Raw genomic sequence first — 13,297 nt, forward strand, 5'->3', positions numbered from 1 at the left:
CGGTCGATGATGAAGAAATGAAGGCACAAGACATGACCACTGCCACAACGCCTGGCGGCTCAGATGGTGCAAGTGCGCCTCCCGGTGATCCGGGACAGCAATCCCAATCACGGCGAGCGCAGACACGCACGAAATTATTTGACTGGAAACTGGTCGTCGGTTTCGCCGTCGTCGCAGCGCTGCTGGTGACGTCACTGATGGTCGGCGAATACAACATCTTTGAAGCAGCTGATGGTTCTGACTTTTTCTACATCACGCGCTTGCCACGCACTATTGCGCTGGTATTAGCAGGTGCGGCAATGGCGATGTCAGGCTTGGTCATGCAATTACTGACACAGAACCGATTTGTGGAGCCGACCACCACTGGAACCACTGAATGGGCTGGACTTGGTCTGCTGTTTGTCATGTACTTCATTCCGACGGCGTCGGTGCTTGAACGCATGATTGGTGCCGTCTTTTTTGCTTTCGTCGGCACCATGGTGTTTTTCCTGTTTTTACGCAAGGTCTCGTTGCGGTCATCGTTGGTAGTTCCGATTATCGGCATCATGCTGGGTGCAGTGGTCTCGTCGATTTCGACTTTTTTCGCCTTGCAATTCGATATGCTGCAATCGCTGGGCATTTGGTTTATGGGCTCGTTTACGTCTGTATACAAAGGCCAGTATGAAGTGCTGTGGGTGGTTGTAGCAATCGCCGTTGCGGTTTTTTTCTTTGCCGATCGTTTGACGGTCGCCGGGCTTGGTGAAGACATTGCCACCAACGTTGGTGTTAATTATGCGCGGATCGTATTGGCGGGCACTGCCTTGATCGCTGTAGCCACCGGCGTGGTCACGGTCGTGGTGGGAGCGTTGCCGTTCTTGGGCTTGATTGTGCCGAATGTGGTCTCCATGTTCCGCGGTGATGACTTGCGCTCGAATCTCCCGTGGGTCTGTTTGCTCGGAATCGCGATTGTGGTGGTGTGCGACCTCATCGGACGTACGATTATCAGTCCATTCGAAATGCCAGTTTCTGTCATTCTGGGCATCGTTGGTGCCATTGTTTTTGTCACCCTGATTGTTAGGCAGGCACGCCGTGGATAATCTTCAGACAAATAAAGCATCGGCACAGACTTCTCCTACAGCAGATCGTGTGCACGAGGGAAACCCTGAGTCCTCGGACCGTGTGGAGCACGGTATGAGTCCGGAACGACGCATAAGCGAGCCCCAAGGGCAACAACGAAGAGAACGCAGTGCCTCTGCGTTTCAAAATTCCGCCGCGGCTCGTAAATATTGGATTATTTTCGGTGTCCTCGCAGTCATAGCTGCTGGTTGCGGGTTCGGCCTTTTGGCCTATGGGAACCCGATGCCGGTGGGCACCGAGCAATTTTGGCTCATTGCCGAGCGGCGGATGAATTCCGTCATCGCGATGGCGGTGGTCGCGATCTGTCAGGCAATGGCTACGGTGGCTTTTCATACCGTCACAAATAACCGTATTATTACCCCTTCTATCATGGGGTTCGAATCGCTGTATGTGCTGATTCATACCTCGACCGTATTCTTCCTGGGCGCTGCCGGTCTGCATAACGCCCGCACTTTGTCGACGTTCGTGTTCCAGATCGTCGTGATGATTCTGCTTTCCTTGATTCTGTATTCCTGGTTGCTGACCGGAAGGCATGCAAATATGCACGCCATGTTGCTGGTCGGCATCATTATTGGTGGCGGTCTGGGATCCATTTCGACGTTCATGCAGCGCTTGCTCACACCGTCTGAGTTCGATGTGTTGACCGCGCGAATGTTTGGTTCGGTCAATAATGCTGATCCGGAATATTATCCATTAGCTATTCCGCTCTGCCTGGGGGCGGCCGGACTATTGTTCGTTTTCTCGCGCAGGTTGAATGTGCTGGGGCTTGGCAAAGACGCAGCGATGAACCTGGGCCTGAACTATAAGCTGTGGTCGATTGGTACGCTGATTTTGGTATCGGTGCTGATGGCGGTTTCGACGGCATTAGTCGGACCAATGACCTTCCTTGGATTTTTGGTAGCGACGTTGGCTTATCAATTTGCCGATACTTTTGACCACCGTTTCGTTTTCCCCATGGCGGTATTGACCGCATTTTCAGTACTCACTGGTGCGTATTTCGTGCTCAACCACGTTTTCTATGCCCAGGGAGTCGTCTCGATCGTCATCGAGCTGGTTGGCGGCTCAGTCTTCTTATTTGTTATTTTGAGAAAGGGACGCTTGTGATTACCCTCCGAAACCTGCACAAGGCCTATAGCAGCGACGTTGAGATCGGCCCAGTGAATCTGGAGATTCCCGCCGGTGGTATCACCGCGCTCGTCGGCCCGAACGGTGCGGGTAAATCAACCTTGCTCACGATGATCGGGCGGTTACTGCAGCCGGATTCCGGAGAGATCACTGTCGGCGGGGCAGACATTTTTAACACGAAGTCGAAAGAGTTGGCGCGCATTGTTTCCATTCTGCGCCAGGAGAATCATTTCATTACGCGCTTGACGGTGCGTCAGCTCGTCGGGTTTGGGCGCTTCCCGTACTCCAAAGGTCGTTTGACGCCTGCTGATGAAGAAATCATCTCGAAGTACATCGACTTTCTGAATCTCACTCCGTTGGAAAATCGCTACTTGGACCAGTTATCGGGTGGGCAGCGTCAACGCGCGTACGTGGCGATGGTGTTGTGCCAGGAAACCGATTATGTCCTACTCGATGAACCGCTCAATAACCTTGATATTGCACATTCGGTTGAGATGATGCGTCACCTGAAACAAGTAGGTCCGGAGTTCGGGCGAACCATCATTTTGGTGCTTCATGATATTAACTTCGCTGCACGCTACGCGGACTATATTTGTGCGGTAAAAGACGGCCAGATTTGTGAGTTCGGTACTCCAGACGAGGTCATGAAAAATCATATTCTTACTGAGATTTTTAATACGGACATCGCCGTGATTGATGGGCCGGACGGTTTGCTGGCCTGCTATCACTAAAACAACCGACGACGTTGAGAATGTGGCAGTGAGAATATGACGGCGCAAATATGACGGCGAAATGATGATTCAGAACCTGGTGGCGCAGCGGATACAGCGTTGGATAGATTTCCTCGCTGAGCACCAGGTTCTTTTCTATGTGGCGGCAATACTACTCGGCCTTTTCGTCTCCCCGTGGGACCTGGAAAAGTTGGTGACTCCGGTTCTTGGTCTCCTGATGCTGTCGACGTTTTCTGCGCTCCCGCTACGGCGGGTGCGATTAGCTCCACGGCTAACCGTGGTAATTTTGGCATTAAATTTTCTTATCGTGCCGTGTGTTGTTTGGGCCTTAGTCCAGCCCGTACGTGGTGACCAGGTGCTGATCATCGGAATTACTTTGGTCTTGCTTGCCCCGTGCATCGACTATGTGGTGCCATTTTCGGGCTTGGCCGGAGCCGCGAATCATCGTCTATTGGCGATCACTCCGTTGCTGTTTGTGCTGCAGCTGATGCTGCTCGGTCTGCTATTCCCGCGGTTGATTGGGGCGGGATTCGTTGATTCTGCGATGGGACCATTATTGCGTTCCGTCGTGGGGATGTTGGCTATTCCATTGGGTTGTGCATGGCTACTGCAGCATTGTGAACGCACGTCGCGCCACCGGTGCGTCGGAAGGACAGCCAGACACGCTCGAATCACATTAAATGCAGCAATGGTGCCGTTGATGATGGTGACGTTATTCGCCATCACCGCAACGCACGGGGCAGAGGTACTCCGCGAAGGCCGCGAGCTTGTACCTGTAGTAGCTATCTATGTCATTTTCGCGGTAATCATGGTGCTGGCCGGAATTGTTGCCGTAAGGATAACTAATCTGCGTATCGACGATGGGGTGGGAGCTGTGTTTTCTGGTGTGACCCGAAATTCCTTAGTTGTTATGCCCATTGCTTTAGCGTTTCCGGATGGTTTTGAGGCAGTTCCGATCGTGATTGTCACGCAAACATTGGTTGAGTTGTGCTTCATGTTGTTGCTCGTAAAAACAGCCCCTTACCTGCAAAAACTTTTGCAATAAACCTCCAATTTGCATTGTGTTTTGTTATCGCTTAAGCTTATCCAAGTCGCCGCGAGGGGCTGACAGAGAAAATAACTTCACAGGATGTTGGTTCTGGTGGTTGTGTTCTTTGTTTGTCTGGCGGGGATGATAATAATTTTATAGGGCCGATGCTTGCTTTTGGTGGCTGCTGACTGTGTGGTTGGTGGTTGTTGTTGGTGAGTTGTGCTGGTTGCTTGTGTGGCAGTCTGGTTCGCGGTGTTGTGATGAACGACACAGTGTTCTGGTTTGTGTTCAAGTGATTGAGTGTGTAAAGTCGGTCTGGCTGCTTTACGAAAAGGGTGCTCGTTGATAAGGGTGCTTGAGTAGTGGGGTGGTGGTGTTGTGTGAGAACTCAATAGCGTGTCAATGTACTTATTATTTTTGATACTTACTTGATTAGTGGGATGTGGATCCTTTTTGTTTCTGCATTTGATTAATCGTTTTGAGTAAGTGTTGCTCTTTGATTTTTCTTTTGTAGTTTTTTGACTAGGTTATCAGACTCTTTTTCTGATTTTTTATGGAGAGTTTGATCCTGGCTCAGGACGAACGCTGGCGGCGTGCTTAACACATGCAAGTCGAACGGAAAGGCCTTTTCGGAGGTACTCGAGTGGCGAACGGGTGAGTAACACGTGGGTGATCTGCCCTGCACTCTGGGATAAGCCTGGGAAACTGGGTCTAATACCGGATAGGACCGCACTTTAGTGTGTGTGGTGGAAAGTTTTTTCGGTGTAGGATGAGCCCGCGGCCTATCAGCTTGTTGGTGGGGTAATGGCCTACCAAGGCGGCGACGGGTAGCCGGACTGAGAGGTTGGTCGGCCACATTGGGACTGAGATACGGCCCAGACTCCTACGGGAGGCAGCAGTGGGGAATATTGCACAATGGGCGCAAGCCTGATGCAGCGACGCCGCGTGGGGGATGACGGCCTTCGGGTTGTAAACTCCTTTCGCCAGGGACGAAGCGTTTTGTGACGGTACCTGGAGAAGAAGCACCGGCTAACTACGTGCCAGCAGCCGCGGTAATACGTAGGGTGCAAGCGTTGTCCGGAATTACTGGGCGTAAAGAGCTCGTAGGTGGTTTGTCACGTCGTCTGTGAAATTCCACAGCTTAACTGTGGGCGTGCAGGCGATACGGGCTGACTTGAGTACTGTAGGGGTAACTGGAATTCCTGGTGTAGCGGTGAAATGCGCAGATATCAGGAGGAACACCGATGGCGAAGGCAGGTTACTGGGCAGTTACTGACGCTGAGGAGCGAAAGCATGGGTAGCAAACAGGATTAGATACCCTGGTAGTCCATGCCGTAAACGGTGGGCGCTAGGTGTAGGGGCCTTTTGGGGTTTCTGTGCCGTAGCTAACGCATTAAGCGCCCCGCCTGGGGAGTACGGCCGCAAGGCTAAAACTCAAAGGAATTGACGGGGGCCCGCACAAGCGGCGGAGCATGTGGATTAATTCGATGCAACGCGAAGAACCTTACCTGGGCTTGACATACACCGGATCGCTGCAGAGATGTAGTTTCCCTTGTGGCTGGTGTACAGGTGGTGCATGGCTGTCGTCAGCTCGTGTCGTGAGATGTTGGGTTAAGTCCCGCAACGAGCGCAACCCTTGTCTTATGTTGCCAGCACGTTATGGTGGGGACTCATGAGAGACTGCCGGGGTTAACTCGGAGGAAGGTGGGGACGACGTCAAGTCATCATGCCCCTTATGTCCAGGGCTTCACACATGCTACAATGGCCGGTACAATGCGCAGCGAGCCTGTGAGGGTGAGCTAATCGCTTAAAGCTGGTCTTAGTTCGGATTGGGGTCTGCAACTCGACCCCATGAAGTCGGAGTCGCTAGTAATCGCAGATCAGCAATGCTGCGGTGAATACGTTCCCGGGCCTTGTACACACCGCCCGTCACGTCATGAAAGTTGGTAACACCCGAAGCCGGTGGCTCAAACTCGTTTAGGGAGCCGTCGAAGGTGGGATCGGCGATTGGGACGAAGTCGTAACAAGGTAGCCGTACCGGAAGGTGCGGCTGGATCACCTCCTTTCTAAGGAGTTTTTATTGTGCACTGATTGTTGCCACAGTTGTGGGTGGTCAGTGTTTTTTGCTGTGATTGTTGTTCATGCACCTGTATGTGGGTGTGTGGGTTGCAGCGTTTTTACTTTTTGTTTGTGGGTTTGCATTCTGTTTTCACTTGGTTGAGTGGGTATCATTTTTTTGTGTGTTGGCACGTTGTTGGGTGTCTCGGGCAGCACTTGTGTGTTGTTCGTTGACCATCATGGCTGTGGGTGAACGTTTGTGTTTGCTTGTGGTTGTGGTTGGTGTGGTGTGTGAGAACTGTATAGTGGACGCGAGCATCTGTGCGCATGATGCAGCTTTTGTTGTGTTGTGTGTGCTGTAATTTTTTTCTTTTGTGTTTATTTTGTTGTGTGTTGTAAGGGCACATGGTGGATGCCTTGGCATGCTAAGCCGATGAAGGACGTGGAAGGCTGCGTTATGCCTCGGGGAGTTGTCAATCGAGCGTTGATCCGAGGATGTCCGAATGGGGAAACCCGGCTGTGGTTGTTCGCAGTCACCTGCTGGTGAATTTATAGTCAGTATGGGGGTTACGCGGGGAAGTGAAACATCTCAGTACCCGTAGGAGAAGGAAACAATAGTGATTTCGTTAGTAGCGGCGAGCGAACGCGAATGTTGGCTAAACTGCATGTGTGTGATACCTGGTAGGGGTTGCATGTGTGGGGTTGTTGGGAGCAATTGTTCAGTCACTACCATGGCTGTGCTGGTGCGTGCGTGTTAGGTGAAGTGGTTTGGAATGGCCCACCGGAGTAGGTGAGAGTCCTGTAGTTGAAGGCATGTGCGTGTTGGTTGTTGTTTCCCGAGTAGCGGCGGGCTCGTGGAATCTGCCGTGAATCTGCCGGGACCACCCGGTAAGCCTAAATACTTAGTGTGACCGATAGCGGATAGTACCGTGAGGGAATGGTGAAAAGTACCCCGGGAGGGGAGTGAAATAGTTCCTGAAACCATGTGCTTACAATCCGTCAGAGCACCTTTTGTTGTGTGATGGCGTGCCTTTTGAAGAATGAGCCTGCGAGTCAGCGGCATGTCGCGAGGTTAACCCGTGTGGGGTAGTCGTAGCGAAAGCGAATCCTAATGAGGGTGTTGTAGTGGCATGTCCTGGACCCGAAGCGGGGTGATCTACCCATGGCCAGTGTGAAGCAGCTGTAAGAGGTTGTGGAGGCGCGAACCCACGTAGGTTGAAAACTGCGGGGATGAGCTGTGGGTAGGGGTGAAAGGCCAATCAAACTCCGTGATAGCTGGTTCTCCCCGAAATGCATTTAGGTGCAGCGTCGTAGGTTAGCTTGGTGGAGGTAGAGCTACTGTTTGGTTGAGCGGGACTATCATCTTAGCAACATCAGACAAACTCCGAATGCCATTGAAGTGTTCTACGGCAGTGAGACTGTGGGGGATAAGCTTCATAGTCGAGAGGGAAACAGCCCAGATCGCCGGCTAAGGCCCCTAAGGGTGTACTAAGTGGAAAAGGATGTGGGATCGCGATGACAGCCAGGAGGTTGGCTTAGAAGCAGCCATCCTTGAAAGAGTGCGTAATAGCTCACTGGTCGAGTGGTTCTGCGCCGACAATGTAGTGGGGCTCAAGTACACCGCCGAAGCCGCGGCAACTTTTTTGTTGGGTAGGGGAGCGTCGTGCATGAGGTGAAGCATGAGTGTGAACACGTGTGGATTGTGTGCGAGTGAGAATGCAGGCATGAGTAACGAATTGTAAGGTGAGAATCCTTACCGCCGGATGACTAAGGGTTCCTGGGTCAAGTTCGTCTTCCCAGGGTGAGTCGGGACCTAAGGCGAGGCCGACAGGCGTAGTCGATGGATAACCAGTTGATATTCTGGTACCCGAGTGTGTGCGTCAATGGTGAAGCAGTGATACTAACCACGTGTGAGACTCATTGATTTTGCTCTTTTGAGTGTGTTGATGGGTTGAGTTTGTGGGGCCTGATCTGTGGTCCAAGTGATGGGGTGACGCAGTGGGGCAGCCACGCCGCTTATTGGATTGTTGGTGTAAGCGTTGAGGTTGGTGTCTAGGTAAATCCGGGCACTTTTTGCTGAGGCGTGATGCGTAGCCCTTTTTTGGGTGAATGTGGTGTGCTTATGCTGTCGAGAAAAGCCTCTAGCGAGTGCATATTCGGCCCGTACCCTAAACCGACACAGGTAGTCAGGTTGAGAATACTAAGGCGTTCGGGTGAACTGTGGTTAAGGAACTCGGCAAAATGTCCCCGTAACTTCGGGAGAAGGGGAGCCCCACCGGGTTTTGCTTGGTGGGGCCGCAGAGAATAGAGGGGTCCGACTGTTTATCAAAAACACAGGTCCATGCGAAAACGTTAAGTTGATGTATATGGACTGACGCCTGCCCGGTGCTGGAAGGTTAAGAGGACCTGTTAGACTCCTTTGTGGGTCGAAGCGGAGAATTTAAGCCCCAGTAAACGGCGGTGGTAACTATAACCATCCTAAGGTAGCGAAATTCCTTGTCGGGTAAGTTCCGACCTGCACGAATGGCGTAACGAGACCCCTGCTGTCTCAACCACAGGCCCGGTGAAATTGCAGTACGAGTAAAGATGCTCGTTACGCGCGGCAGGACGAAAAGACCCCGGGACCTTCACTATAGCTTGGTATTGGTGTTCGGTTTGGCTTGTGTAGGATAGGTGGGAGACTGTGAAACGTGCACGCTAGTGTGTGTGGAGTCGTTGTTGAAATACCACTCTGGCTTGATCGGATACCTGAACCTTGGCCCATGATCTGGGTTGGGGACAGTGCCTGGTGGGTAGTTTAACTGGGGCGGTTGCCTCCTAAAGAGTAACGGAGGCGCCCAAAGGTTTCCTCAGCCTGGTTGGCAATCAGGTTTTGAGTGTAAGTGCACAAGGAAGCTTGACTGTGAGAGTTACTGCTCGAGCAGGGACGAAAGTCGGGACTAGTGATCCGGCACCTACTTGTGGATGTGGTGTCGCTCAACGGATAAAAGGTACCCCGGGGATAACAGGCTGATCTTCCCCAAGAGTCCATATCGACGGGATGGTTTGGCACCTCGATGTCGGCTCGTCGCATCCTGGGGCTGGAGTAGGTCCCAAGGGTTGGGCTGTTCGCCCATTAAAGCGGCACGCGAGCTGGGTTCAGAACGTCGTGAGACAGTTCGGTCTCTATCCGCCGCGCGCGTAGAAACTTGAAAAAGGCTGTCCCTAGTACGAGAGGACCGGGATGGATACACCTCTAGTGTGCCAGTTGTCACGCCCGTGGCATGGCTGGTTGGCTACGTGTAGAAGGGATAACCGCTGAAAGCATCTAAGCGGGAAGCCTGTTTTGAGATGAGGTTTCGTTATTAGGTGCCCTAGAGACTATGGGGTTGATAGGCCAGATCTGGAAGCGTTGTAAGGCGTGGAGGTGACTGGTACTAATTCACCGAACTACTACAACACATCGGTTTTGTTGGCTGGTGTTTTTCATGAGAGATTGATTTTTGTTGTGTTTTGCGTCCACTATGCAGTGTTTGACACACCACGCCGTGTTGTGTGGTTGACGGGCACATTTTTGTTTGTGTGTTGTCTGGTTGGTTGTGTCGGTGGTTGATAGCGGCAGGGAAACGCCCGGTCCCATTCCGAACCCGGAAGCTAAGCCTGCGTCGCGCTGATGGTACTGCACTCGGGAGGGTGTGGGAGAGTAGGTTGCTGCCGACACTATATAATTTCATGTTTTGGTTTGTTTGGCCCGTGGTTGGGTGCACTGTGGTGGTGTGCCGTGGTTCACGGGCCACAAACATATCTACACCCAATTTGTTGAACTTATATTTCGCGGTGTGCTAGCTGAGTTGCTGTATGTCCCTTGAGTCTGTATCAGGTATTCTCAAACAAACCACAGACTATAACAGCGCTCACAACTAGGAGTTACCGTGGATCCACTATCTGGAATTCTTCTGCTTGTCATGGGGGTACTCGCAGGCATCATTAACTCTGCTGTTGGATCCGGTTCGCTCCTTACCCTCCCCGTATTGCTCGCGCTAGGAATCCCACCTGGAGTAGCAGTTCGCACCAACACTATTGGAATGATGTTTGCATCCTTCGGGACGGTATACGGATTTCGCCGTGAGATAGCGCGTGAACTCCCGCACCTAGTACCGATGATCATCGCGACCGTGGTCTTTTCTGCCATTGGCTCGTTGCTGCTTTTAGGTGCTTCTGCGCGAACCCTTGACTTTGTGATCCCAATTCTGATTATCTTCGCGTTAATCCTAGTGATATTCCAACCGTACATCGTACGGGGTCTTTCCCAGTGGAAAAGCAGATCTAGCCATAGCAGTCCCCAAAACACCCACATTCCGCCACTCTACGAACCCGTAGGTACGCAGTACCGCAAACCCGCCTTAATAGCCCCCATGGGTTTAGCAGCGATGTATGGAGGTTTCTTCACAGCGGCGCAAGGTATCATCTACATGGCGATCTTAGGTGTTGGCACCGGACGCTCCTTTAAAGACGTAAATCCAGCGAAGAATCTGCTATCGATGATCGTCAATGTCACTGTGGCCGTAGTTTATTTCGGAGCTTTTGTGTTTTTCGGTGCTGACGTTCTTTGGTTTGGTGTATTGATTTTGGCGATTGGTGGCTTAGCCGGTGGGGTACTCGGGGCACGGATCGCTAAAAAAGTTTCTAATCGCGTTCTCAAAGCCGTTATTGTGTTTGTCGCCGTTGTCGCGTTGGTACGTCAGTTTATTTAGGTTCTCGACCGTTGCGGCCGCTTAATCCAGGTGCAATAAATCCATCCGGGTTTTCTGCACGTCTTCTAGCCTCTCGATATTTTTTTGTAGTTTTGCCCATTGCTCATGGGGGATCGAGGTTCTCGCGACACGTACCACCTCCGCGTCCGGTGTGCCCCAAGCAATAGGAATCGGGCTAATCTGTGCCCAAGTATCCGGACCTGAAGAATTACGTTGTAAACGCCCCGTGACTGCCGCGACCGGAATCTGCGCGCCCTTCTTTTTGTGCTCAAGACCGGGAATATTGGAGACCGTCCGTAGCGCCAGCGCGGGGCGTGGTTCCGCATTCGGATCGGTGGCTGAATTCACCAGCGCCATGATCACCATGTCTCTCTCATTGACTTTTGCGATTACGGCCGGTGCTAATGGGTAACGGTCATACAGCTGCTGTGCTGTGCCTACCTTTTTTGAGCCCGCGATGCCGACTATCGCCATCATTATGCCGAATAACCCTAAACCGAGCCCCACAGTAATACTCCATACAGGTTGCACCAATAGTGCTACGAGGATTCCCGCGGTAAGCAGTATTCCGCCGAGCAACAGCCCGGATACCAATAGTCGCCGCGAATCCCGCAACATTTCGTTATGTTGTTTCGCGAAAGCCTCGTCGACGTCGAATTTGAATACCTTCATTTTCATGGCTTACTCCTTAAAATAATCGTCTTCGGGGGAGGGATGGACTGGCTGGTGCCGCAGGTTTGCGGAGGGGTAAATAAATTTATAGCTGCAGTTGGGCTAGAAACTGCCTTATTCTTCGAGCATCTTTAAGCTTGGAATGTCGTTTGCGTCGACTAATCTGTAGGCATAGCCCTGTTCAGCTAAGAATCGCTGCCGGTGCAGCGCGAAAGTTGCATCGACAGTATCTCGGGTGACCACCGTGTAAAAATAGGCAATTTCGCCGGTAGATTTCGGCCGCAACAACCTGCCTAGCCGTTGGGCTTCCTCTTGCCGGGAACCAAACGTACCCGACACCTGGACAACGACGGCGGTGTCCGGCAGATCGATTGAAAAATTCGCTACCTTTGATACCACCAGGGTTGTGATTTCACCCGTACGGAATTGCGCAAATAGTTTTTCTCGCTTGGCCGCAGACGTTCTCCCATCAATGAGTGGGGCTCCGGTGCGTCGAGCGAAGGCTTGTAATTGATCAAGGTATGCACCAATTAATAAAGTCTGCTTGCCGGAATGTTTGTTGAGGATCTTGTCGACGACCTCGAATTTTACTTGCGAGCAAGCTGCCAGGCGGTAGCGGTCTTTCGACGAGGCAGTCGCATACTCCATTTTTTCGCTACTCGGCATATCCGCGCGGACTTCGATACACTCTGCGGTCGCAATAAAACCCTGGGATTCTAATTCCTTCCACGGGGCGTCATACCGCTTGGGGCCGATTAATGAGAAGACATCGCCTTCGCGGCCGTCCTCCCGGATTAAGGTTGCTGTTAGTCCTAAACGCCGCCTTGATTGTAGGTCCGCAGCCATTCGGAATACCGGTGCTGGTAGCAGATGTACTTCGTCATAGATGATTAATCCCCAATCCCGCGAATCAAATAGCTCTAGTGCACGATATTCGCCCTTCGTCTTGCGGGTAACCACCTGATACGTGGCGATAGTAACCGGCTTGATTTCCTTCTTTTCGCCTGAATACTCGCCGATTTCCGCGGGCTGCAGACTGGTACGCCGGATAAGCTCATCGCGCCACTGGCGCCCAGCGATCGTGCTGGTTACTAGAATTAAAGTCGTCGCCTGGGCTTTCGCCATTGTTGCCGCGCCCACCATCGTTTTCCCTGCGCCACACGGCAATACCACTATGCCTGATCCGCCTTCCCAGAATGATTCGGTGGCGTAACGCTGGTAATCACGCAGTTGCCAGTCGACGTTTTCTGTGGATAAAGAAATCGGGTGTGCTTCGCCGTCGACGTAACCCGCAAGATCCTCGACGGGCCAGCCGACTTTCAGTAATTCTTGTTTGAGCCGTCCACGCTCTGAAGGCGGGACTGAAAACGTGTCATCATCAATGCGCGCTCCGAGCATTTCGGCAATGGTGCGGTGCCGGGAGACCTCTTCGAGTACGGTTCGCTCGGTGGTTTCTAGAATGAGCCCCTGGGTGGGGTGATTCTGTAACCGTAAGCGACCATAGCGAGACATCGTTTCAGCGGTATCTACCAGCAATGATTGCGGAACCGGAAATTTCGAGTAAGTTTCCAGCACATCGACTACCTGCTCAGCATCAAAGCCTGCGGCACGCGCATTCCACAAAGCCAAGGGGGTAATTCGGTAGGTGTGTACATGTTCGGGAGCTTTTTCTAACTCCGCAAAAGGCGAGAGCGCAGCCCGTGCGGCATCTGCTTGCGGGTGGGAAATTTCAAGCAAACAGGTTTTATCTGATTGCACGATCAACGGGCCATCGCCAAAAGACACGAATGTTGCTCCTTTCTCGAACATACAGTCTTTTCTATGGTACTAGC

7 protein-coding genes and 3 rRNA genes are annotated in these 13,297 nt (G+C 52.2%); 8 read left to right on the forward strand and 2 right to left on the reverse strand.

Annotated features, from left to right (window positions below):
• Positions 1-32 precede the first annotated feature (32 nt).
• The 8 genes from L9H78_RS03075 (at position 33) to L9H78_RS03110 (ending at position 10,793) form a co-directional block, all read left to right on the forward strand.
• Positions 33-1,076, forward strand: coding sequence for an ABC transporter permease (locus L9H78_RS03075; protein WP_249620462.1), 1,044 nt, complete (start codon positions 33-35; stop codon positions 1,074-1,076).
• Between the two features lie 94 nt (positions 1,077-1,170).
• Positions 1,171-2,220, forward strand: coding sequence for an iron chelate uptake ABC transporter family permease subunit (locus L9H78_RS03080; protein ID WP_419762749.1), 1,050 nt, complete (start codon positions 1,171-1,173; stop codon positions 2,218-2,220).
• The gene (locus tag L9H78_RS03085; protein WP_249618441.1) at positions 2,217-2,972 is read left to right on the forward strand and encodes an iron ABC transporter ATP-binding protein; all 756 of its coding nucleotides are present in this window, start codon (positions 2,217-2,219) and stop codon (positions 2,970-2,972) included. Before L9H78_RS03080 ends, L9H78_RS03085 begins: the two co-directional genes overlap by 4 nt.
• 61 nt (positions 2,973-3,033) lie before the next feature.
• A complete protein-coding gene (locus L9H78_RS03090; protein WP_249620464.1) occupies positions 3,034-4,017 on the forward strand; it encodes an arsenic resistance protein in 984 nt (327 codons plus the stop codon).
• 535 nt (positions 4,018-4,552) lie between these two features.
• Positions 4,553-6,068 (forward strand): 16S ribosomal RNA (locus L9H78_RS03095).
• A 377-nt stretch (positions 6,069-6,445) separates the two neighbouring features.
• Positions 6,446-9,501, forward strand: a 23S ribosomal RNA gene (locus tag L9H78_RS03100).
• Positions 9,502-9,640: 139 nt separating this feature from the next.
• Positions 9,641-9,759: ribosomal RNA gene (gene rrf, locus L9H78_RS03105) — 5S ribosomal RNA — on the forward strand.
• The 16S, 23S and 5S rRNA genes sit together here, the layout of an rRNA operon.
• A 212-nt stretch (positions 9,760-9,971) precedes the next feature.
• Positions 9,972-10,793, forward strand: a complete 822-nt coding sequence (locus tag L9H78_RS03110) for a sulfite exporter TauE/SafE family protein (protein ID WP_249620465.1) — start codon at positions 9,972-9,974, stop codon at positions 10,791-10,793.
• 21 nt (positions 10,794-10,814) lie between these two features.
• Here L9H78_RS03110 and L9H78_RS03115 read toward each other — a convergent pair whose 3' ends face one another.
• Both L9H78_RS03115 and L9H78_RS03120 read right to left on the reverse strand, forming a co-directional pair.
• Positions 10,815-11,465: a DUF3239 domain-containing protein gene (locus L9H78_RS03115; RefSeq protein ID WP_249620724.1), complete on the reverse strand. Its 651-nt coding sequence runs from the start codon at positions 11,463-11,465 to the stop codon at positions 10,815-10,817.
• Positions 11,466-11,579: 114 nt separating this feature from the next.
• A complete protein-coding gene (locus L9H78_RS03120; RefSeq protein WP_249618795.1) occupies positions 11,580-13,250 on the reverse strand; it encodes a DNA repair helicase XPB in 1,671 nt (556 codons plus the stop codon).
• Between the last annotated feature and the right edge of the window lie 47 nt (positions 13,251-13,297).

The sequence above is a fragment of the Corynebacterium pseudodiphtheriticum genome (assembly GCF_023509295.1).
Lineage (GTDB): Bacteria > Actinomycetota > Actinomycetes > Mycobacteriales > Mycobacteriaceae > Corynebacterium > Corynebacterium pseudodiphtheriticum.

Bases quoted from the DNA above. Each gene is read 5' to 3' on its own strand.
- L9H78_RS03080 (WP_419762749.1), top strand. From the start codon at position 1,171: ATGAGTCCGGAACGACGCATAAGCGAGCCCCAAGGGCAACAACGAAGA.
- L9H78_RS03090 (WP_249620464.1), top strand. From the start codon at position 3,034: ATGATGATTCAGAACCTGGTGGCGCAGCGGATACAGCGTTGGATAGAT.
- L9H78_RS03075 (WP_249620462.1), top strand. From the start codon at position 33: ATGACCACTGCCACAACGCCTGGCGGCTCAGATGGTGCAAGTGCGCCT.
- L9H78_RS03115 (WP_249620724.1), bottom strand. From the start codon at position 11,465: ATGAAGGTATTCAAATTCGACGTCGACGAGGCTTTCGCGAAACAACAT.